This window comes from Mesorhizobium sp. B3-2-1 (assembly GCF_006439515.1).
Taxonomy (GTDB): Bacteria; Pseudomonadota; Alphaproteobacteria; order Rhizobiales; family Rhizobiaceae; genus Mesorhizobium.
Map to the genome: position 1 here is coordinate 25,522 of NZ_VFTI01000042.1, position 20,325 is coordinate 45,846.

Here is a 20,325-nt window from a genome sequence, read left to right on the forward strand (position 1 = left end):
GCGCCGGTCACTGGGCGGCCGTCGGGCAGCCGCTTTCCTTCTCGCTCAGGAAGGCCTCCTTGCCAGGAATGGTGGCGAGGTATTTGTAGTAATCCCAATCCTTGGTGCTCTCGCTGGGCGCCTTGACCTGGTAGAGATACATGTCGTGGACCATGTTGCCGTCGGCCTGGACCTTGCCATTGGCGGTAAAGACGTCGTTCACCGGCAGCGAATGCAATTGCTTGGCGACCGCTTCGGTCTCGTCGGTGCCGGCCTTGTCGATCGCCTTCAAATACTGCGTCACCGCCGAATAGGTCGCGGCCTGGATCATGTTCGGCATGCGGTTGGTGCGCTTGAAGAAGCGCTGTCCGAATTCGCGGCTCTTGTCGTCGCGGTCCCAGTAATAGCCCTCGGTCAGCACGACGCCTTGCGCCGCCTGCAGGCCGAGCCCATGCACCTCGGCCAGCGTGAACAGGAGTGCGGCCAGGCGCTGGCCGCCCTGCACGATGCCGAACTCGGCCGCCTGCTTGATGGAATTGGAGGTGTCGAGGCCGGCATTGGCGAGCCCGATGACCTTGGCGCCCGACGATTGCGCCTGCAGCAGGAAGGACGAAAAATCGGTCGCGCCGAGGGGATAACGCACCTCGCCCAGCACCTTGCCGCCATGGCTCTCGACGAACTTGGCGGTCTGCTCCTTCAGCGAATAGCCGAACGCATAGTCGACGGTGACGAAGAACCAGCTGTCGCCGCCCTGCTGCACCAGCGAGCCGCCGGTGCCCACAGCCTGCGAATGGGTGTCATAGGCCCAGTGGAAGCCGTAGGGCGAGCACTGCTTGCCGGTGAGTTCCGTGGTCGCCGCACCGGTGACGATGTCGATCTTCTTCTTTTCCTTGGAGATCCCTTGCACGGCGAGCGCGACCGAAGAGGTCGTCAGCTCCATGATGGCATCGACCTGTTCGGTGTCGTACCACTGGCGTGCGATGTTGGAGGCGATATCGGGCTTGTTTTGGTGGTCGGCGCTGATGATCTCGACCGGTGCTCCCTGCACCTTGCCGCCGAAATCCTCGACCGCCATCTTGGCCGCCTCGACCGACCATTTGCCGCCGAAATCCGCATAGACGCCGGATTGGTCGTTGAGGATGCCGATCTTGACCTTGCCATCGGAAATCTCGGCGGCCGAGGCGGGAATCGCGGTGGCCGCGAGCAGCGCGGCGGAAACGACATAGCATAGCTTCATGAGTTTATTTCCTCCCAGTGTGGATGAATCCGGCCGCCCTCAACGATCGTCATCCGCAAGCACATTAGGAAAATGAGGCGGAAGGGCAAGGGGCGGCCGCGGATTTCATGGCGGCAAGGCCGACCCCATGGCGTGTGACACGAATATGTGAAGCTCGGCCGGCGACACACCGAGCTTGTTTGAGCCTGGACGGCTTCAACCCCCGGCCGCGACCAGATGGCCGTTGCCGACATCACTCAGCGCCAGTTTCAGCGGCGCCTCGCCGATCCGGCGGGTGGCGCTGGGGATCTCCTAAATCCGCCGCCGCTATTTGGCCGCCGGCCTGTGTTCGCGGGCATAGGTCACGCAAGCATCCACGGTTGAGACACAAAGCGCGTCGCGCCTGTTCGGCAGATTGTTGTCGCCGGCATAGGCAACTTCGGCGACGCGGCCGCCGACCATGCGAACCTGCGTGTCGCAGTAACCGCCGGGAGCGACATTGACGGAACCGCCGACCGTCGGGATCGCCCCGACGGCCAAGGCAGGAACGACGACGCTGAGATTGCCGCGCTGGACGACGCGCTTGTAGGTCCAGATCTGCCCGGACCGACCGACATCCGCGGTGGCGGTCGGAAACCCCGCGCACATTCGAACGTCGGCTTCACTGAGGCCGACCATCTCCTTGCGGGCCGCTGCCGCCGTGGGATCGACCTTGGCGATGCGCGACGTGTCGTCGGGAACGACGCAGGAAGACTGGACGACGACGATGAGACCAGAGAGGGCAAGCTTTCGAATGCAGGAAAATGTCATACCGATATTGAGATCGCGTGGCGCCCGGCCGCCCTCTCTACCTAGGCAAGCAGGCCGCCGGATCAACCCGCATGCCTTCACGAAAAGGTGGCCGAGCAAGCCGCAGAGCTTTTTTGACTTGCGCTCGCCGCGGATGAACCCGCCGGCAGCCGACGAAGGACGTCCATCATTTCCGGGCGACGTCCTCGAAGCTCAAGTCGAACCGCATGAGATATTTGCGTAGCCGGTCGGCATCGTTGCCGCTGGTCTTTTGTAGCCGCGAAACGGCGAACAGTTTTCGGCCGGCGGCGCTGATCGAGTTGCTGTCGCGGCAGACCTCGAGCACGGTGGCAAGTTGCGGCCGATCGAATAGGTCGATCCGGCTTTGCCGCTCGACACCCAAAGCCTCCACCAGGATGGCCTCGCGGTCGCCGGCATCCCCGGCACGCCACAGCATCGTCAGTCGTTCGATCTCGTCGCGCACGGTCTCCTCGTTGATGCGGCCGAGCGGCGCCAGTGTCGCCATGCGGGTAATGGATGCCGACAGATCGCGGAAATTGGCACGCCACATCGCCTGCGGCGCGATGGCGAATTTCAGGTAGAGATCCCGCGCCTCCCTGTTGAAGGTCACGTTCTGGCCCTCGCGTTCGCCGAAGCGGCGCAGCTCGAAGTCGAGGTTGGGCTCGATGTCTTCCTTGCGGTCGCGTAGCGCCGGAAGCTGGAAGGTCCAGAGATTCAGACGTGCGAACAAATCCTCGCGGAACCTGCCCTCTTTCACGCCGATCGACAGGTCGCGATTGGTGCCGGCCAGAAGCTGGAAATCCGAGATTACGTCCTGGTCGGCGCCCACCGGCAGGAAACGCTTCTCCTCGATGGCGCGCAGGCACATGGCCTGTTCGTCGATGCCGAGTTCACCGATCTCGTCAAGAAACAGCACGCCCTTGTTGGCCGACTTCATCAGCCCGGCGCGTTCGTTCTGGGCGCCGGTGAAAGCGCCCTTGACGTGGCCGAACAGCGTCGACATCGCCTGGTCGCCGCGCAAGGTCGCGCAATTGACCTCGATGAAGGCGCCGGAAACCTGCCGCTGCGCTTTCTTGAGTTCGTAAATGCGGCGCGCGAGCTGCGACTTGCCGGCGCCTGTCGGGCCGGTGAGCAGGACGGGCGCGCGCGAGCGGATAGTCACCTTCTCGATCTGGTCGATCATCTGGTTGAAGGCCGGATTGCGGGTGGCGATGCCAGACTTCAGGAACGACGTCGCCTCGTCGCGCTCCGCGGTAAAGCGTGTAGCGATCGCATCATAACGCGACAGGTCGAGGTCGATGATCGAGTGGCTGCCGGAGACGTCGTCGCGCCCATCCTTGCGGGGAGAGAGCTGTAGCAGGCGTGCAGGGATGAAGTGGGCCTCGGTGAGCAGGAACCAGCAGATCTGCGCGACATGCGTGCCGGTAGTGATGTTGACGAGATAATCCTCCTTCTCGGGATCGAACACATAACCCCGGGCAAAATCGCGCAGGCCGGTGTAGACCTCGCTGAAATCCCAGGGGTCTCTCATGCCGATGATATGCGGCCTGACCTCTGTCGCCGGCGAAACCTGTTCGATGTCGGCGATGATCTGCGTGGCGAGCTGCCGGGACTGTGTCCCGTGAATGAGTTCCAGGCGGTCAATGAACAATCCCTGCTGCTGGCACAGCGCAACCGTCGGCCGCCATTTCTTCCAGCGGTCGTCGGTGCGACCCGCATCGAGCGTCGTCCCGAGAATACCTATAGCGACCCGTCTTCGCATTTTATCCCATGATATAAGAGTCGATACAATTGGATTATATTACAGGCTTCTTCTCGCGAAGCGCCAGATGCAAAAGGTTTAGTCCGTTATTTTTATTTCTCAATAAAATCAATCGATTATTTGCGGTGAGGCGACCTGAAGCAGACCCCTCTCTTCAAACTGGCACGCAGCTTGTAATGCTGCTGGTGTGAAATGAAGGATCAGAACAATGGCGAACAAATCCGTGTTTGCGACGATTGCAGGAAAGCTGCTCCCGCCGGCTGACGCCAAAAACCGTGAGGGTGCCCGGGCTTACCGCCTATCGCCCGAGCAGTCTCTGGCGCAGCTGGCGGCGACGGGAACGTTCAACGCCACCTTCTACGCCGAGCCGCGTGAGCAGCTGGACGAGGTGCTGAAGCTTGCGTGGCAGGTCGAGCCGGGGTTCCTGGCACGCACCGCCGTCCACGCTTTCGAGCAGGGCTACATGAAGGACATGCCGGCGCTGCTGCTGGCCGTTCTCTCCTCGATGCAGGGCGACGAGTTCGACCGTGCTTTCGGGCGCATCGTCCGGAACGGCAAGATGCTGCGCAACTTCGTGCAGGTCATGCGTTCGGGCGCCACCGGCCGCAAGTCGCTCGGCACGCGGCCGAAGCGCCATGTCCAGGCCTGGCTCGAGCGGGCGGCCGACTTCGAGATCATGCGGGCCGCGGTCGGCAACGATCCGTCGCTGGCCGATGTCGTGAAGATGGTTCACCCGAAGCCGAAATCGGCGTCGCGTGAGGCGCTTTATGGCTATCTCCTGGGCAAGCCGCACGACGTGGCCGTGCTGCCGTACGTGGTGAAGGCATTCGAAGCCTTCAAGCGCGATCCATCGCTGCCTGTGCCTGAGGTGCCGTTCCAGATGCTGACCTCGATGCCGCTGTCGCGTGAACATTGGGTGCAGATCGCGCAAACGGCCGGATGGCAGATGCTGCGGCAGAACCTGAACACCTTTGCCCGCAATGGCGTGTTCGAAGTGGAAGGGTTCGGCGAGAAGCTGGCGGCGCGTCTGCGCGATCCCCAGGAGGTCCGGCGCGCCCGGGTGTTCCCGTATCAGCTGATGGTGGCGTTCACCGTGGCCGATGCGAAAGTGCCTGGCGTGGTTCGAGACGCGCTGCAGGATGCGATGGAAATCGCGCTCGGCAACGTGCCCCGGATCAAGGGCAACGTGGTGGTGTGTCCAGACGTTTCGGGCTCAATGAGCTCGCCCGTCACCGGCTACCGCCAGGGCGCTACGTCGGCCGTGCGTTGCATCGATGCGGCCGCCCTGGTGGCCGCCGCACTGCTGCGACGCAACCCGACGGCCAGGGTGTTGCCGTTCGAGAACGATGTGGTTGATGTCAGCCTCAACGCTCGCGATACGGTGATGACCAACGCCGCCAAGCTTGCCACCGTCGGTGGTGGCGGGACCAACTGTTCGGCTCCGCTGGCGCGGCTGGTGCGCGAGAAGGCCGATGTCGACCTGGTGGTGTTCGTGTCGGACAACCAGTCCTGGGTGGATGCCTCGGCGCATGCGCATCAGGGGACGGCGACGATGCAGGAATGGCAGAAGTTGAAGGGGTTGAACCCGGCAGCCAAGCTGGTCTGCATCGACATCCAGTCCCATGCGACGACGCAGGCCAAGTCGCAGGCCGACATCCTGAATGTCGGTGGCTTCTCCGACCGCGTCTTCGACGTGGTTGGGACGATGTTGTCGTCGAGCGGCGACCCGGACCATTGGGTGCGCACGATCGAGGCGATCGAACTCTGAAAACGGTCCCGGCGGCGCGCCCGCCGGGACTACCGGAACAAAAACAGGGCATGACGAATGCCGATGGAACTACAGGCTGTTCACCTCCAGGTCGCGGGTTCGAATCCCGTCGGGTCCGCCACTATGGACCCGTAGCTCAGTGGATAGAGCGGGACGTTTCATCAAACCTTGTCGTCATGCCCGACGGCATTACGCGGTTTCGGCCGCAACTGAATAGGAAAGGAACTGAACAAACGGCGTGACGAATGCCTGTGGAACTACATCCTAACTTTCGGGTCGCGGGTTCGAGTCCCGCCGGAGCTGCCAATCGGCTCCGTAGCTCAGTCGGCAGAGCAGAAAGGCAGTTTTCGCAGAAATCTTGTCGTCACACCCGAACAAAGCCGCGGCGAATGCCGGATGGAACTACAGCAACATGAACGGGATGCTCCGTGAGGTTCGACTCCTCACCTTGCAGGCGCTCTCTGGCACGAGCGGGACTCCCGGTGTTTCATCATCCCTTGTCGCCGCGGCGACCGAACAAATGGCGAATGCAGGCAGGACTACAGGTAGCGCGCCCGTCGAAGGACGGGAGGTCGGGTGTTCAAATCACTCTCCCGCTCTCTGGAGCGGGGTGGCGCAGTCACCGTCTTGCCGATCCTTGTCGCCAGCCGATTGAACGGGCGAATGCCTGCGGGAATACATTGGTATCTGGCGGTTCGAATCCGCCCGTCGATCGGTTGATCGATCGGTTTCTCGCTTCGATTTGTCGCCCGCCGCAGGGAAGAGAATGAATGGCGAATGCAGGCAGGACTACAGGATAGAGCATCCGCGGCGAAAGCGGCGGAAGGTCGGATGTTCAAGCCATCCCTTCCATCCCACTGGGACGGAAAGTAGCTCAGTTTGTCTTGCCGACACTTGTCGCCAGACCGAATAAGGACGAATGCCTGCGAGACTACAGGTAGACGCGGCCCGCTCCAAAGCAAACAAGCAAGCGGGTGCCGAAAGGCGTGAGGGTTCGTGTCCCTCCTTCGCATCTTCGCAAAGTGGCGGAAAAATGTCTCGCATTCCCTTGTCGTCCGTCCGCAATGCGCAGTGCTTGATGTATCGAAAGTGAAGGACATGACCGAGATTTTGAGTGGACAGGATTTGATCGACGCCGGCATGCCGCAGGGCAAATGGTTCGGCAAGGCGCTGGCCGCCGCCAATGCGGTGCTGGAGAAGGGTGGATCGCAGGGCGATGCGCTGGAGGCCGCGCGCGCTTTCGCGCCGCCGCCCGCCATTCCGCTGCATGCGGCTTCCTCCATGCCGCTGCACCTCAACATCGAGGCCGAAACGCCTGACGAAGCCGCCAATGTCGAAGCGGTGATGCGCTCGATGACCGAGCTGATGCGCACGCCGGTGATCCGCGCCGGCGCCATCATGCCGGACGCCTGCCCAGCTGGTCCGGCGGGCACGATTCCGGTCGGCGGCGTCGCTGTGTCCGAAGGCATCCACCCCGGCATGCATTCTGCCGACATCTGCTGCTCGATGGCGATCTCGGTATTTCCCGGCGTGGCGCCCGCCGCGCTGCTCGATGCCGTTCATCGGGTCACCCATTTCGGACCGGGCGGGCGTCCGCGGGGCCAGCAGATCCGGCCGGCCAAGGAGATCTTCGAGCGTTTCGAGGCCAACCCCTTGCTGCGCGACCTGACCAGTGCCGCAATCGAGCATTTCGGCACGCAGGGCGACGGCAACCATTTCGCTTATGTCGGCACGTTGAAGTCGAGTGGCGAGACGGCGCTGGTCACCCATCACGGCTCGCGCTCGCCTGGCGCGCGGCTCTACAGCAAGGGGATGAGGATCGCCGAGGGCGTCCGCAAGACGCTGTCGCCGGAAACCTTGCCGCAGAACGCCTGGATCCCGGCCGACACGCGGGAAGGCGATGAGTATTGGGAGGCCCTGCAAACGATCCGCGAATGGACCAAGGGCAACCATATGCTCATCCACGACCTAGCGGCCGAAAAGCTGTCGGCGAAGGTGTCGGACCGGTTCTGGAACGAGCACAACTTCGTCTTCCGCCGCTCGGATGGGCTATTCTACCACGGCAAGGGCGCCACACCGGCCTTCGACAACTGGGCCGACGACGCCACCGATCTGACGCCGATCCCGCTCAACATGGCGGAACCGGTGCTGATTGTACGTGGCAAGAACGCGGTGCACGGGCTTGGCTTCTCGCCTCACGGCGCCGGGCGCAATTTCTCGCGCACCCAGCACCGGCGCATGCAGGCGGGGCGCAGCGACGCCGATATCTTCGCGCAGGAGACGAAGGGCATCGATGCCCGCTTCTTCTCCGGCGTGACGGATATTTCGGAGTTGCCGAGCGCCTACAAGAACGCGGCCTCGATGCGCCGCCAGATCGAGCATTTCGGTCTGGCGGAGATCGTTGACGAAGTGCTGCCTTATGGCTGCATCATGGCTGGCGACTGGGAGGCGAACGCGCCATGGCGCAAGAAGCGGGAAGCGCGCCAGCAGCAGGGGCGCTAACCCCGACCGGATGCGGGCTGCAACCGCATCCGGTGATCACCGGTCCCGCAACTGCCTCCGCCGCCAGGCGGCTGGGGCCTCGCCGATCCGCTCGCGGAAGAAGCGTGAAAAATAGGCCGGGTCATCGAAGCCGATCTCGTAGGCGATGTCCTCGACCGTGCGCACGGTGAACAGCAGCAGACGCTTGGCTTCCAGCAGTCGGCGATCGCCGACCACCCGCTTGACGCCACTGCCCAACACCGCGTGCGCGGCCTTGTCGAGCAAATGCGGCGTGGTGGCGAGGGCCTCGACGTAGCGGTCGACCGGCCAGTTCTCGCGGAAATGCGCATCGACGAGTCTCCGTAGCCCCCGCGCCAGTGACGTGTCTGAAGAGCCCGGGGCATCTGTCGCCTCAGGAGCGAGCCTCGCAATATGGGAGAGCGCGACGGCGATCAGCGCCGGCAGCACCTTGTCGTTGCCCGCCTGCGCCTCGGCGTACTCGGCGGCGATCATGTCCAGCACCGTTGCCAGTCCTTTCCACGCGGCGTGCTGTGGGAAGGCGTCGGCGAAGACCGGCCGGTCCAGCGGCAGCAGGCTATGGCCGGCGAGCGTGGCCAACGCATCGTCGGCGACGGACACGACGATGGCGTCGGCGCCGGGTCCGATCGAAAAACCATGCACGACATTGCTCGGCACGAAGCTGACGGCCGGCGCCGAAAAGTCCCAGGAGTGGTCCTCGATGCGATAGGTGCCGGAGCCGCTGGTCCAGTAGGTAATCTGGCCCATTTGCGGGTGCTTGTGCGCGGCAACCTGACCGAGGTGAATGTTACTGCGTGCAAGCACTGTCTCGACATGAAGGAAGCCGACATCGAGCGGCCGCACCGGTTCGCCGTAGACGAAGAAATCGGGAATCGAATTCTGACTCATGGTGCCGGAAAAAGTCCAATCGGTTTTGCCGTTCCGTCCATACCCGATCCCTCGCGGAGGCGCTAGGGTTGCGATACCAAGTGGAGGAGCATCGATGCGATCAGAAGATTTTCGCGCGGACAAGGCGCGCCCGTTCACCGGGGCCGAGTATCTGGAGAGTCTGCGCGACGGCCGCGAGGTCCATATCAACGGCGACCGCATCGCCGACGTCACCGCGCACCCCGCCATGCGCAACTCAGCGCGGTCGCTGGCGCGGCTTTATGATGCGCTGCATGACGGCAAGCGTCGTGAGACGCTGACCTCGCCGACCGACACCGGCTCGGGTGGCTACACCCACAAATATTTCCGCGTCGCCAAATCCTCCGACGAACTCGCGGCCCAGCAGACGGCGATCGCCGAGTGGTCGCGCATGTCCTACGGCTGGATGGGGCGCACGCCCGACTACAAGGCGGCGCTGATGAACACGCTCGGCGCCAACGCCGACTGGTACGGACCGTTCAAGGAGAATGCGCGGTCCTGGCACAAACGTGCCCAGGAAGCCGTGCTGTTCATGAACCACGCCATCGTCAACCCGCCGATCGATCGCCACAAGCCGGCCGAGCAGGTGAAGGACGTCTTCGTCCACATCACCAAAGAGACGGATGCCGGCATCTTCGTGTCCGGCGCCAAGGTGGTGGCGACGTCCTCGGCGCTGACGCATTACAATTTCCTGGCGCAAGGCTCGGCGACGGTCACCGAGGATCCGTCGCTGTCGGTGATGTTCATCGTGCCGATGAACGCGCCGGGGATAAAGATGTTCTGCCGCGTGTCCTATGAGCAGACGGCCAATACGGTGGCGGCTCCGTTCGACTATCCCTTGTCGTCGCGCTTCGACGAGAACGACGCCATCCTGGTGCTCGACAACGTCTTCATCCCCTGGGAGGACGTGTTGGTGCTGCGCGATGCGCAAAAGATCCTGTCCTTCCATCCGGCGTCGGGCTTCATGCATGGCTATTGTTTCCAGGGCTGCACGCGCTTCGCCGTCAAGCTCGACTTTCTCGCCGGCCTGCTGGCCAAGGCGCTGCGCGCCACCGGCGGCGACGCCTTTCGCGGCAACCAGGCAGCACTTGGCGAGGTGATCGCGCTCAGGCACATGTTCTGGAGTTTCTCCAACGCCATGGCCCATAACCCGATCCCGTGGGCGAATGGTGCGGTGCTGCCCAATCTCGATGCCGCGCTCGCCTATCGCACCTTCATGTCGGAAGCCTATCCGCGCGTCATCGAAACGGTGCGCCGGGTGATCGCGTCGGGGCTGATCTACCTGCCGTCCTCGGTGCGCGACTTCAACAATCCCGAGATCGACAAATATCTGACGCAATATGTGCGCGGCTCCAACGATATGGGCCATGTCGAGCGCATCAAGATCATGAAGCTGTTGTGGGACGCGACCGGCACCGAGTTCGGCGGCCGCCACGCGCTCTATGAGCTCAACTATGCCGGCGCGCCGGAAGAGGTGCGGCTGCAGGTGCTGAAGGGCGCCGAGCGCGGCGGCAGGCTGAAGGCGATGGAAGAGTTGGTCGACGCCTGCATGGCCGACTATGACGAGCATGGCTGGACAGGCGACACCTGGCTGCCGCCGCTTCCTCCAACGGCCGGGTGAAGCCGATGGCCGCGCAGATTTCGAAGGCCGATTTCCGCGACGCCATGGCGAGGGTCTGCGCGCCGGTCAACATCATCACCACCAATGGGCCGGCGGGACGCGGCGGCTTCACCGCCACCGCCATGTGCAGCGTCTCCGACGAGCCGCCGACGCTGCTTGTGTGCATGAACGGACGTTCGACGCAGGCGGCGATGTTCCTGGCCAACCGGCGCTTCTGCGTCAACGTGCTGACGCATGACCATATGCACCTGGCCGGAAAGTTTGCCGGAGCGACCAGGGACATGGCGGCCCGTTACGAGGCCGCGCGCTGGCAGACACTGGCCTCGGGCACGCCGGCACTGTCGGACGCCATCGTCAACTTCGATTGCGAGATCGAGACCGTGCACCTCGTGGGCACGCACAACGTCATGATCGGCCGCGTCATCGATGTCCGGCACGGCAGCGGCGGCTCGGCGCTGCTCTATGTCGACCGCAACTACACACAGCCGACGCGATTGGGGAGTTTCGGGGGGTGAGCCGGAGCGAACGGCCCTGGCCGCGGAGCGGTCAGCTCTCGCCGTCGATCAGGCTCTCCAGGAGATCGAGCAACTGCTCGAGCCGCTCGTGGCCGAATCGCTGCTCGATGTCGTCGTAGATGACACGCCTCTCCGGAGACAGCGCGTCGATCAGCGCGGAGCCGGCCGGCGCGATGGTCAGCACGACGCGGCGGCCGTCGCCTTCCGCCTTGTTGCGGTTGATGAATTTCCGGCCCTCGAGCGCCTTGATGATGCGGGTCAGGCTGGGCGGCAGCACGGAGGCGCGATCGGCAAGCTCGGTCGCTTCGACCGGCCCGGCCTCGCTCAGCACGCGCAGCACGCGCCATTGCTGCTCGGTCACGTCATGCGCGGCAAGCATCGGGCGAAACCGCGCCATCACTGCTTCGCGGGCGTGAAGCAATGCCATCGGCAAGGAGCGACGAGTGTTTTCCGGCAGCAAGAAGCAGCGCCCCCAATAATGCGGTGGTCAGCGGATTTCGACCCCACATGGACCAACGTCAAGACCCGACCTTTCCATCCCGTATCGTCGCCTCCAGCCCGATGCAAGACTTGACTTCGGGGGCACGTCATGTAATTAACGCGTTAATTATAGCAATGCGATAAACCAGGGACGAAACACGGTGCCGCACTTCTCCATCGAGTATTCGGCCAATCTCGATGCCAAGGTCGACATGAGTGAATTGTGTGCGCTGGTGTTGCGCACGGTGCTGGACACCGGTCTGTTCGAGACCGGCGCCGTGCGGGTGCGGGCCTTTCGCGCTGACGCCTACGCCATTGCCGATCACCTGCCGGAAAACGCCTTTCTCGATATGTCGTTTCGCATCGGTGCCGGCCGCAGCGCGGAGGACAAGAAGCGGACCGGCGAGGCCGTGTTCGCGGCGATTAGTCAATTTCTCGGCAGCTTGTTTGAGACTCCGCATTTCGCCTTGTCGCTGGAGATCAGGGAAATCGACCCCGTGCTGAGCTGGAAGAAGAATGCAATCCACCCGCGGCTGCGCGGCAAGTGACGGAAGACTGACATGTCCGATCTCGAAGGCAATCTGAAAAAGGCGCAAGCCTACCTCGCCCGCTTCAAGACCGATGGCGTGCTGAACCAGATCGGCGGCGAGGCGGTGCCGGCCGCCGACGGCTCGACCTTCGAGACGCTGTCGCCGGTCGATCTGCAGCCACTGGCCAAGGTCGCGCGCGGCGGGGCCGCCGACATCGACCGTGCGGCCAAAGCGGCGAAGGCGGCATTCCCGGCCTGGGCCGCCTTGCCGGGCGAGACGCGCAAGAAGCTGTTGCACAGAATCGCCGATGCGATCGAGGCGCGCGCCGAGGAGATCGCCTTCATCGAGTGCATGGACACCGGCCAGGCGCTGAAGTTCATGGCCAAGGCCGCGTTGCGGGGCGCCGAAAACTTCCGCTTCTTTGCCGACCGTGCGCCGGAAGCGCGCGATGGCGAGACGCTGCGGACCACGGGCCAGGTCAACATGACGACGCGGGTGCCTATCGGGCCGGTCGGCATCATCACGCCGTGGAACACGCCGTTCATGCTGTCGACCTGGAAGATCGCGCCGGCCCTGGCCGCCGGCTGCACCGTCGTTCATAAGCCGGCTGAGTTCTCGCCGCTCAGCGCGCGGCTGCTGGTCGAGATCGCGGAGGAGGCCGGCCTACCGAAGGGTGTATGGAATCTGGTCAACGGGCTTGGCGAACATGCCGGCAAGGCGCTGACCGAGCACCCCAAGATCAAGGCGATCGGTTTCGTCGGCGAAAGCCGCACCGGCTCGATGATCATGCGCCAAGGCGCCGATACGCTGAAGCGCGTGCATTTCGAGCTCGGCGGCAAAAACCCGGTGATCGTCTTCGCCGACGCCGATCTCGAACGCGCGGCGGATGCGGCGGTGTTCATGATCTATTCGCTCAACGGCGAGCGCTGCACCTCATCGTCGCGGCTGCTGGTGGAAGCCCCGGTCTATGACCGGTTCACCGATCTGGTAGCGGAGAAGGCAAAGCGCATCAGAATAGGCCATCCGCTCGATCCGAAAACCGTGGTCGGGCCGCTGATCCATCCGGTGCACGAGGAAAAGGTGCTGTCCTATATCGAGATCGGCAAATCGGAAGGTGCCGTGGTCGCCGCCGGCGGCGGCAAGTTCGCCGGCCCGGGCGGCGGCTGCTATGTCAGCCCGACGCTATTCACCGGCGCGACCAACAGGATGCGCATCGCCCAGGAAGAAATCTTCGGGCCGGTGCTGACCGCCATCGCCTTCAAGGACGAGGCGGAGGCGCTGGCGCTGGCCAACGACACGCAATATGGCCTGACCGGCTATCTCTGGACCTCCGACGTCACCCGCGCCTTCCGCTTCACCGAAGCGCTGGACGCCGGCATGATCTGGGTCAATTCGGAGAATGTACGCCATCTGCCGACGCCGTTCGGCGGCGTCAAGAATTCCGGCATCGGCCGCGACGGCGGCGACCATTCCTTCGATTTCTACATGGAGACGAAGAACATCGCCTTCGCCACGTCAGCGCACGCGATCCAGAAACTCGGCGGCTGACCGGAGGAAACCAGATGCCCTTGCCCAAGCCCAACCTCTATCCCGCCTTCAACATCGTGCGGCTGAGCCATGTCGAGTTGGCGGTGACCGACCTCGCCAAATCGCGCGCCTTCTATGTCGATACGCTCGGCCTGCAGGTCACCGACGAGGTAGCAGGCGCCATCTACCTCAGGGCCATGGAGGAGCGTGGCCACCACTGCATCGTGCTGAAGACGGCGACAACGGCGGAAGCACGCGATCTCGGTTTCAAGGTGTATTCCGAAGAAGACCTCGACAAGGCCGAGCATTTCTTCAGGGGCAAGGGCCTGCCGGTCGAATGGGTCGAGCGTCCCTACCAGTCGCGCACCTTCCGCACGCGTGACCCGCACGGCATTCCGCTCGAATTCTACGCGACGATGGAGCGCCTGCCGCCGATCCACCAGAAATACGCGCTCTACAAGGGCGTCAAGCCGCTGCGCATCGACCATTTCAACTGCTTCTCGCCTGATGTCGACGAGTCCGTCGGCTTCTACAACGAGCTCGGTTTTCGCGTCACCGAATACACCGAGGACGCCAGCAGCGGGAAGCTGTGGGCGGCCTGGACGCACCGCAAGGGCGGCGTCCATGACATCGCCTTCACCAATGGCGTCGGCCCGCGCCTGCACCATGTCGCCTTCTGGGTGCCGACGCCGCTCAACATCATCGACCTGCTCGACCTGATGGCGACGACCGGGTATCTGCCGAACATCGAGCGCGGCCCCGGCCGGCACGGCATTTCCAACGCGTTCTTCCTTTATGTGCGCGATCCCGACAACCACCGCATCGAGATCTATTGCTCGGACTACCAGACGGTCGATCCCGACCTCGAGCCGATCAAATGGGATCTGAAGGACCCGCAGCGCCAGACGCTGTGGGGCGCGCCGGCGCCGAAAAGCTGGTTCGAGGAGGGCAGCGTTTTCGCGGGTGCAGAGGTGCGGCAGCCGGGCTTGGCGGCGTCGCCGATCATCGCGCCGTAAGGGATTTTGATTTGATGTCAGCGTTCCATGTCGCCCCCCTCTGTCCTGCCGGACATCTCCCCCTCAAGGGGGGAGATTGGCTAGCTGCTCGGGCAGCGCTTCTCTTGCAGCGTTGGAAGTTGGCGAAGGCAGTGCCGATATCTAATCTCCCCCCTAGAGGGGGAGATGTCCGGCAGGACAGAGGGGGGCGCCGTAGGGCTCTAACCTGGCCGACATCCAACAACACCACAGGCGGAGTGGCCGCATGAATCAAGCGCGCCTCGCCACCTTCACCATCGACGGCAAGACACGCTACGGCGCAATCACCGAGAAAGGCGTCGTCGACCTCTCCGCCCGCCACGGCCAGTGGCCGACATTGCGCGAAGTGATCGAGGCCAGCGCCTTGCGGCGGCTGGCTGAAGAGGCAGACACCCTCGCCGCCGATTTTCCGCTCGACGCTATCACTTACGACATCCCCATCCCCTCGCCGGAAAAGATCATCTGCGTCGGCGTCAATTTTCCCGACCGCAACGAGGAGTACAAGGACGGCCAGGCAGCCCCCTCGAACCCCTCGCTGTTCATCCGCTTCGTCAGCTCCTTCGTCGGTCATGGCGCGCCGCTGGTACGGCCGCCGGAGTCGTCACAGCTCGATTATGAGGGCGAGATCGTCATCGTCATCGGCAAACCCGGCCGGCGCATCGCCGAGGCAGACGCGCTCGGCCATATCGCGGCATTGTCGCTGTGTAACGAAGGCACCATCCGCGACTGGGTGCGGCATGCAAAATTCAACGTCACGCAAGGCAAGAACTTCGACCGCACCGGTTCGATCGGCCCGTGGCTGGTGCCGTTCACGGATGAGGCGCAGATCGCCGACATCGCGCTCACCACGCGCGTCAACGGCGAAGTGCGCCAGCGGGACCGCACCAGCCGGATGATCTTTTCCTTCCGCAAGATCATCAACTACATCTCGACCTTCACCACGCTGGTGCCCGGCGATATCATCGTCACGGGAACCCCGACCGGCGCCGGCGCCCGCTTCGAGCCGCCGGTCTGGCTGAAGCCGGGCGATGTGATCGAGGTGGAGGCCGACGGCATCGGCGTGCTCAGAAACGGCGTCGTCGACGAGGCGGAAGCATGACCCCGAGCCAAGTGGAAGACGCGGCCGACCGGCTGTTCGAGGCCGAGCGCTCACGCCGCCAGATCCGGCTGCTCAGCCTCGATTTTCCCGAGGCGACGATGGAGGATGCCTATCGCGTGCAGGCCGCGCTGGTGACGCGCAAGATCGATGCCGGGCTGAAGCCGAGAGGCTGGAAGATCGGCCTGACGTCCAAGGCGATGCAATATGCACTGGCCATCGACACACCGGATTCGGGCGTGCTCTTCGACGACATGTTCTTCAATGACGGCGCGACCATTCCCGCCGGCCGTTTCATCCAGCCGCGCGTCGAGGCCGAGATCGCCTTCGTCATGAAGGCGCCGCTGAAGGGCCCCGGCGTGACCATCTTCGACGTGCTCAACGCCACCGACTACATCACGCCGGCGCTTGAAATCCTCGACACGCGCATCGAGCGGGTCAATGCGGAGACCAAGAAGGCGCGCACCTTCTTCGATACGATTTCAGACAATGCCGCCAATGCCGGCATCGTCATCGGCGGCCGGCCGCAACGGCCCGATGAAGCCGACATGCGCTGGATCGGCGCCATCGTCTCGCGCAATGCCGAGGTCGAGGAGACCGGGCTTGGCGCCGGCGTGCTCAACCACCCGGCGATGGGCATCGCCTGGCTGGCGGACAGGCTCGCCCGCTACGGTATGTCGATCGCGGCGGGCGAAGTGGTGCTGTCGGGGTCCTTCGTGCGGCCCGTCGAGGCGCGACCCGGCGACACCGTCGTCGCCGATTTCGGCGGTTCGGGAACCGTCAGCATCCACTTCGCCAAGGGCTGACGGTTCTTTACTCCAACGCAATTCCGGACGGAAAACCGCTTCACACTTTTCCTGGAATTGCTCTACTCGCCGCGTAGATAGGAAATGACCACATCGGCCGCGATATCGGACATGCGCAGGCCGACCTCCCTCGTAATGTCGCCTTCGACACGGCTTTGCACCCAGCCCAGAAACGCGAAGGCCCGCAGCGCGGCGAACAGGGGCAGCGCGGCGATGTCGCCTGCAGTCAACTCGCGCTGCTGCCGGTAGCCTTCCAGCAGCGATGCCTCGATCAGCGGATAGAGCGGCTCGTCGCGGTTCTGGTAGAGCGCGACGGCAAGGTCGTACATGTGCCAGCCAAAGCCACAATCGTCGAAGTCGATGATGCGCACCGCATCGTCATGGATGAGCACGTTCTCGCGCACCAGATCGGCATGGATGATGCCGAAATTGCGGGCGCTGCGTTCATGCCCGGACAGCGCCTTCACGGCCTTTTCCCGGGCCTGGAAAACCAGCTCGCGGCGCGCGCCGTCGAGGAAGGGCGAGGTCTCGAAGCGTCCCCAATTGGGGGCCGCGCCGAAGAAGCCGTCGAAATCCCAGGCATGGCGGGCGAAGCCGGCAGGCGGCACCCAGGCGGCGGTGACGGTATGCATGTGGGCGATGGTTCGGCCGATCGCTGTGAAGACCTGCTTTAATTGTTTCGGCGCATAGCCCAGCGGCACGCCGCGCGCACCGACGGCGCGGCCTTCGAGCCAGCTCAGACAATCGACCTGGCGCGGTTGCGCCAAGGCGGCGGTGCTCACGAGCACGAACGGATCGCCGGCCTGCGTTGCGATCGGAGACGGCGTGGCGACGCCGGCGGCTTGCAGAAAGCTCATCCATTGCAATTCCCCGCGCAGCGCGGCATCCGTGTGATAGCCAAGCCGGTGCACGCGCATCACGGCCGGCCGGCCGCCGGGCAGGTGAACCCGGAAGACCGCATTCTCCCGGTATTTCAAGAGCTCCGGTTCCCCGTCGCGAACGCCCCAGTGTTCGAGCCCGCGCCTGGCAAGGTCGGTCACGTCAGCTGCCGTTTCCGGCTCGGCATGCGTCGAGACAGCGTTCACGCCGGCACTCCGCCGACTTCGCCGAGCACCTCGTCGAGCGTTCCGATCAGCAGATCGGCATTGTCGCGGGAGAAGGGCATTGGCGGGCGGATCTTCAGCACATTGCCATGAATGCCGGTCTTGCCCATCAGCACGCCACGGTCGCGCATGGCGTTGATGACGCGGCTGGCGATATCGGACGCGGGCTCGCGGGTCTGGCGGTCGTGGACAAGCTCGGCGCCGAAGAACAGGCCGGCTCCCCTGACTTCGCCGATGCAATCATGCCGATCGGCCAGCGGCCGCAGCAGCTCGAGCGCGTAGGCGCCGACATCGCGCGCATTGGCGACGAGGTTTTCGTCTTCCAGGACATCGAGGACCGCATTGGCCACCGAGCAGGAGACCGGATTGCCGCCAAAGGTGTTGAAGTAACGGAAGGCGTTGCGGAAGGTAGCCAGGATATCTTTCGTGGTGACCACGGCGGCGACCGGATGGCCGTTGCCCATCGGCTTGCCCATGGTGACGATGTCGGGCACGAAACCGGCGCGCTGGTGGCCCCAGAAATAGCTGCCGGTGCGGCCGAAACCGGGCTGAACTTCGTCTGCGATCACTAGACCGCCCGCCTCGCGCACAGCCGATACGGCGTCGTCGAAAAAGCCGCTGAGAAGTGACGGAAAACCTTCATTGGCGAGCAACGGGCACAGGATCATGCCGGAAAGGCCTATGCCTTCCCTGGCCAGCGAGGCGATGGCTTCGCGCACGGCGTCGCCGAAAGCCTTGCCATTTGCCATCGCATCGGGATGGCGAAAACTGTCGGGCGCCGGCACCAGCCTGACATGGTGGGCGCGGCCACCGACCGGCGGCATGCGGGTCGAGAGCTGCGAAACCGCTGTGGTGTTGCCGTGATAGGTGGCGTCGGTGGCGATGATGCCCATCTGGCCGGAGACCGCCTGCGCCATGCGCAGCGCGATGTCGTTGGCCTCGCTGCCGGTGCAGGTGAGGATAGCGGTCGACAGGCTGGCATCGAAGGTCGCGGTCAGCCGCTCGACATAGTCGAGGATGGCGGTGTGGAGATAGCGCGTGTGGGTGTTGAGCAGGCTCGCCTGCCGGCACAGGGCCTCGACCACATGCGGATGGCAATGGCCGACATGGGCGACATTGTTGTAGGCGTCGAGATATTTTCGGCCATCGGCATCATGGAGCCAGACGCCTTCGCCGCGCACCAGGTGCACGGGCTCGTCATAGAACAGTTGCGATTTCGCGCCGAGCAGGCGGGAACGCCGGCTAACTAGCGCCTCGTCGGCCATTTTTTGCTGAGCCATCACCAAAACTCCGTTGTGTCCGTCAGACCTTCGAGAGGCCCGAATCGATCGCCTCGCCGATCCTGGTAACGTCCGCGGCGCCGATGATCAGCGGCGGCGACAGGATGATGGTGTTGCCGGAGACGCGCAGCATGACGCCGGCTTCATAGGCAGCCTCGGAAACGACGGCCATGGTCTTCTTGTCGGCGGCCTTTTTCGTCGCGCGATCGGAGACCAGTTCCACCGCCGCCATGAGGCCCTTGTACCTGACGTCGCCGACCATCGCGTGCTTCGCCTTCAGGCCTTCCAGCACCGCCGCGAGCTCGACGCCGCGCGCGGCTGCGTTCTCGTTCAGGCGCAGCCGTTTGGTCTCGGCAAGCGCCGCCAGCCCGGCCGCGCAGCCGACCGGGTGGCCGGAATAGGTATAACCATGGCCGATCGCGCCGAAACTGGTCTTGTCGGCCTCGAAGGCGTCGGCAACCCTGGCGCCGATCAGGGTCGCGCCGAGCGGGAAATAGCCCGAGGTGATCGCCTTGGCGATGGTCATGAAATCCGGTTTTACACCGGACAGCCGCGAGCCCGACCAGGCGCCGGCGCGGCCGAAGCCGGTGACCACTTCGTCGGCGATCAGCAGGATCTCGTGGCGGTCGCAGATTTCGCGCACCAGCGGCATGAAGCTCTCATGCGGAACGATGACGCCGCCCGCACCCAGCACCGGCTCCATGATGAAAGCGGCGATGGTGTCGCCGCCCTGGAAGGCGATTTCGTCCTCCAGCGCCTTGGCGCACAGTTTCGCCAGCCGCGCCGGATCGGTTTCGTCGAACGGGTTGCGGAAGGTCCATGGGGCGGGAATATGGAAGACGCCGGGCAGCAGCGGTTCGTAGTTGCGGCGGAAATTGGCGTTGCCGTTGACCGAAGCGCCGCCGAAATGCGTGCCGTGATAGCCCTTCTTCAAGGCGAGGAATTTGGTGCGGTCGCCCTGGCCGCGGATCTTCCAGTATTGCCGGGCCAGCCGCAATGCCGTTTCGACCGAATCGGAGCCGCCGGAGGTGAAGAAGGTCCGCACCATGCCCTCCGGCTCGAACCACTCGGAGAGCTCATAGGCGAGCTCGATCGACGGCCCGGTCGAGGTGCCGCGAAAGCCCGAGTAGTAAGGCAGCGCGCCGAGCTGGTCGGCGATCGCTCTCTTGATCGGATCGCAGCTGTAGCCGAGGTTGACGTTCCACAACCCGCCGACGGCGTCGAGCACGGTGTTGCCGGCGATGTCGGTGACCATCACGCCCTCGCCCTTCATGATCACCTTTGGCGGGTTGGCCCGCATCTCGGCCGGATGCGCCATCGGGTGCCAGATCGGCTTGGCATTCTTCTCGGTGAGGAAATTGATGTCGCGCAT

General features: G+C 64.0%; 17 protein-coding genes. 9 read left to right on the forward strand and 8 right to left on the reverse strand.

Annotated features, from left to right (window positions below):
• Positions 1-7 precede the first annotated feature (7 nt).
• The 3 genes from FJW08_RS29465 to rtcR form a co-directional block, all read right to left on the reverse strand.
• Positions 8-1,216, reverse strand: coding sequence for an ABC transporter substrate-binding protein (locus FJW08_RS29465; RefSeq protein ID WP_140765551.1), 1,209 nt, complete (start codon positions 1,214-1,216; stop codon positions 8-10).
• Between the two features lie 306 nt (positions 1,217-1,522).
• Positions 1,523-2,005 carry a hypothetical protein gene (locus FJW08_RS29470; protein WP_140813380.1) on the reverse strand — a complete coding sequence of 161 codons (483 nt, stop codon included), beginning with the start codon at positions 2,003-2,005 and terminating at the stop codon, positions 1,523-1,525.
• 166 nt (positions 2,006-2,171) lie between these two features.
• Positions 2,172-3,767: an RNA repair transcriptional activator RtcR gene (gene rtcR / locus FJW08_RS29475; protein ID WP_140813381.1), complete on the reverse strand. Its 1,596-nt coding sequence runs from the start codon at positions 3,765-3,767 to the stop codon at positions 2,172-2,174.
• A 208-nt stretch (positions 3,768-3,975) separates the two neighbouring features.
• Here rtcR and FJW08_RS29480 point away from each other — a divergent pair, with 208 nt between their 5' ends.
• Positions 3,976-5,535 (forward strand): TROVE domain-containing protein, encoded by a 1,560-nt coding sequence (locus FJW08_RS29480; protein WP_140813382.1) that lies wholly within the window; start codon positions 3,976-3,978, stop codon positions 5,533-5,535.
• 1,098 nt (positions 5,536-6,633) lie between these two features.
• The gene (locus FJW08_RS29485) at positions 6,634-8,037 is read left to right on the forward strand and encodes an RtcB family protein (protein ID WP_181183089.1); all 1,404 of its coding nucleotides are present in this window, start codon (positions 6,634-6,636) and stop codon (positions 8,035-8,037) included.
• 36 nt (positions 8,038-8,073) lie between these two features.
• Here the strand turns inward: FJW08_RS29485 and FJW08_RS29490 are convergent, their stop codons facing one another.
• Complete coding sequence (locus FJW08_RS29490) at positions 8,074-8,943, reverse strand: helix-turn-helix domain-containing protein (RefSeq protein WP_140813383.1); 870 nt, start codon at positions 8,941-8,943, stop codon at positions 8,074-8,076.
• A 94-nt stretch (positions 8,944-9,037) separates the two neighbouring features.
• Between FJW08_RS29490 and FJW08_RS29495 the strand changes: the two genes are divergently transcribed.
• Together FJW08_RS29495 and FJW08_RS29500 are read left to right on the forward strand one after the other, a co-directional pair.
• Entirely contained in the window at positions 9,038-10,582 is a 1,545-nt protein-coding gene (locus FJW08_RS29495; protein ID WP_140813384.1) for a 4-hydroxyphenylacetate 3-hydroxylase N-terminal domain-containing protein, read from the forward strand.
• 5 nt (positions 10,583-10,587) lie between these two features.
• Positions 10,588-11,097, forward strand: coding sequence for a flavin reductase (locus tag FJW08_RS29500; RefSeq protein WP_140813385.1), 510 nt, complete (start codon positions 10,588-10,590; stop codon positions 11,095-11,097).
• A gap of 31 nt (positions 11,098-11,128) precedes the next feature.
• Here FJW08_RS29500 and hpaR read toward each other — a convergent pair whose 3' ends face one another.
• A complete protein-coding gene (gene hpaR, locus FJW08_RS29505; RefSeq protein ID WP_246682655.1) occupies positions 11,129-11,524 on the reverse strand; it encodes a homoprotocatechuate degradation operon regulator HpaR in 396 nt (131 codons plus the stop codon).
• A 214-nt stretch (positions 11,525-11,738) separates the two neighbouring features.
• On the opposite strand from hpaR, the gene FJW08_RS29510 reads away from it, so the two are divergent.
• The 5 genes from FJW08_RS29510 to hpaH all read left to right on the forward strand — a co-directional run bounded on the left by FJW08_RS29510 (position 11,739) and on the right by hpaH (position 16,570).
• Positions 11,739-12,125: a 5-carboxymethyl-2-hydroxymuconate Delta-isomerase gene (locus tag FJW08_RS29510; RefSeq protein WP_140813387.1), complete on the forward strand. Its 387-nt coding sequence runs from the start codon at positions 11,739-11,741 to the stop codon at positions 12,123-12,125.
• 12 nt (positions 12,126-12,137) lie between these two features.
• Positions 12,138-13,655: a 5-carboxymethyl-2-hydroxymuconate semialdehyde dehydrogenase gene (gene hpaE, locus FJW08_RS29515; protein WP_140813388.1), complete on the forward strand. Its 1,518-nt coding sequence runs from the start codon at positions 12,138-12,140 to the stop codon at positions 13,653-13,655.
• 14 nt (positions 13,656-13,669) lie between these two features.
• A complete protein-coding gene (gene hpaD / locus FJW08_RS29520; protein WP_140813389.1) occupies positions 13,670-14,650 on the forward strand; it encodes a 3,4-dihydroxyphenylacetate 2,3-dioxygenase in 981 nt (326 codons plus the stop codon).
• A gap of 244 nt (positions 14,651-14,894) precedes the next feature.
• Positions 14,895-15,767, forward strand: coding sequence for a fumarylacetoacetate hydrolase family protein (locus FJW08_RS29530; protein WP_140813390.1), 873 nt, complete (start codon positions 14,895-14,897; stop codon positions 15,765-15,767).
• Entirely contained in the window at positions 15,764-16,570 is an 807-nt protein-coding gene (gene hpaH, locus FJW08_RS29535) for a 2-oxo-hept-4-ene-1,7-dioate hydratase (RefSeq protein ID WP_140813391.1), read from the forward strand. Before FJW08_RS29530 ends, hpaH begins: the two co-directional genes overlap by 4 nt.
• Before the next feature lie 62 nt (positions 16,571-16,632).
• Here hpaH and FJW08_RS29540 read toward each other — a convergent pair whose 3' ends face one another.
• From FJW08_RS29540 to FJW08_RS29550, 3 genes are read right to left on the reverse strand one after another with little or no spacing between them, the layout of a single operon-like run.
• A complete protein-coding gene (locus FJW08_RS29540; protein ID WP_140813392.1) occupies positions 16,633-17,655 on the reverse strand; it encodes a phosphotransferase in 1,023 nt (340 codons plus the stop codon).
• Positions 17,652-18,938: an aminotransferase class III-fold pyridoxal phosphate-dependent enzyme gene (locus FJW08_RS29545; protein WP_140813402.1), complete on the reverse strand. Its 1,287-nt coding sequence runs from the start codon at positions 18,936-18,938 to the stop codon at positions 17,652-17,654. The genes FJW08_RS29540 and FJW08_RS29545 overlap by 4 nt, the downstream gene beginning before the upstream one ends.
• A 37-nt stretch (positions 18,939-18,975) precedes the next feature.
• The gene (locus FJW08_RS29550) at positions 18,976-20,325 is read right to left on the reverse strand and encodes an aminotransferase class III-fold pyridoxal phosphate-dependent enzyme (protein ID WP_140813393.1); all 1,350 of its coding nucleotides are present in this window, start codon (positions 20,323-20,325) and stop codon (positions 18,976-18,978) included.

What these genes read in the sequence shown, in the direction of transcription:
- FJW08_RS29485 (WP_181183089.1), top strand. Translation starts at nt 6,634, where the DNA reads ATGACCGAGATTTTGAGTGGACAGGATTTGATCGACGCCGGCATGCCG.
- FJW08_RS29470 (WP_140813380.1), bottom strand. Translation starts at nt 2,005, where the DNA reads ATGACATTTTCCTGCATTCGAAAGCTTGCCCTCTCTGGTCTCATCGTC.
- hpaE (WP_140813388.1), top strand. Translation starts at nt 12,138, where the DNA reads ATGTCCGATCTCGAAGGCAATCTGAAAAAGGCGCAAGCCTACCTCGCC.
- hpaH (WP_140813391.1), top strand. Translation starts at nt 15,764, where the DNA reads ATGACCCCGAGCCAAGTGGAAGACGCGGCCGACCGGCTGTTCGAGGCC.
- FJW08_RS29550 (WP_140813393.1), bottom strand. Translation starts at nt 20,325, where the DNA reads ATGCGCGACATCAATTTCCTCACCGAGAAGAATGCCAAGCCGATCTGG.
- FJW08_RS29465 (WP_140765551.1), bottom strand. Translation starts at nt 1,216, where the DNA reads ATGAAGCTATGCTATGTCGTTTCCGCCGCGCTGCTCGCGGCCACCGCG.
- FJW08_RS29500 (WP_140813385.1), top strand. Translation starts at nt 10,588, where the DNA reads ATGGCCGCGCAGATTTCGAAGGCCGATTTCCGCGACGCCATGGCGAGG.
- FJW08_RS29480 (WP_140813382.1), top strand. Translation starts at nt 3,976, where the DNA reads ATGGCGAACAAATCCGTGTTTGCGACGATTGCAGGAAAGCTGCTCCCG.
- FJW08_RS29495 (WP_140813384.1), top strand. Translation starts at nt 9,038, where the DNA reads ATGCGATCAGAAGATTTTCGCGCGGACAAGGCGCGCCCGTTCACCGGG.
- hpaD (WP_140813389.1), top strand. Translation starts at nt 13,670, where the DNA reads ATGCCCTTGCCCAAGCCCAACCTCTATCCCGCCTTCAACATCGTGCGG.
- rtcR (WP_140813381.1), bottom strand. Translation starts at nt 3,767, where the DNA reads ATGCGAAGACGGGTCGCTATAGGTATTCTCGGGACGACGCTCGATGCG.
- FJW08_RS29545 (WP_140813402.1), bottom strand. Translation starts at nt 18,938, where the DNA reads ATGGCCGACGAGGCGCTAGTTAGCCGGCGTTCCCGCCTGCTCGGCGCG.
- FJW08_RS29490 (WP_140813383.1), bottom strand. Translation starts at nt 8,943, where the DNA reads ATGAGTCAGAATTCGATTCCCGATTTCTTCGTCTACGGCGAACCGGTG.
- FJW08_RS29530 (WP_140813390.1), top strand. Translation starts at nt 14,895, where the DNA reads ATGAATCAAGCGCGCCTCGCCACCTTCACCATCGACGGCAAGACACGC.
- hpaR (WP_246682655.1), bottom strand. Translation starts at nt 11,524, where the DNA reads ATGGCATTGCTTCACGCCCGCGAAGCAGTGATGGCGCGGTTTCGCCCG.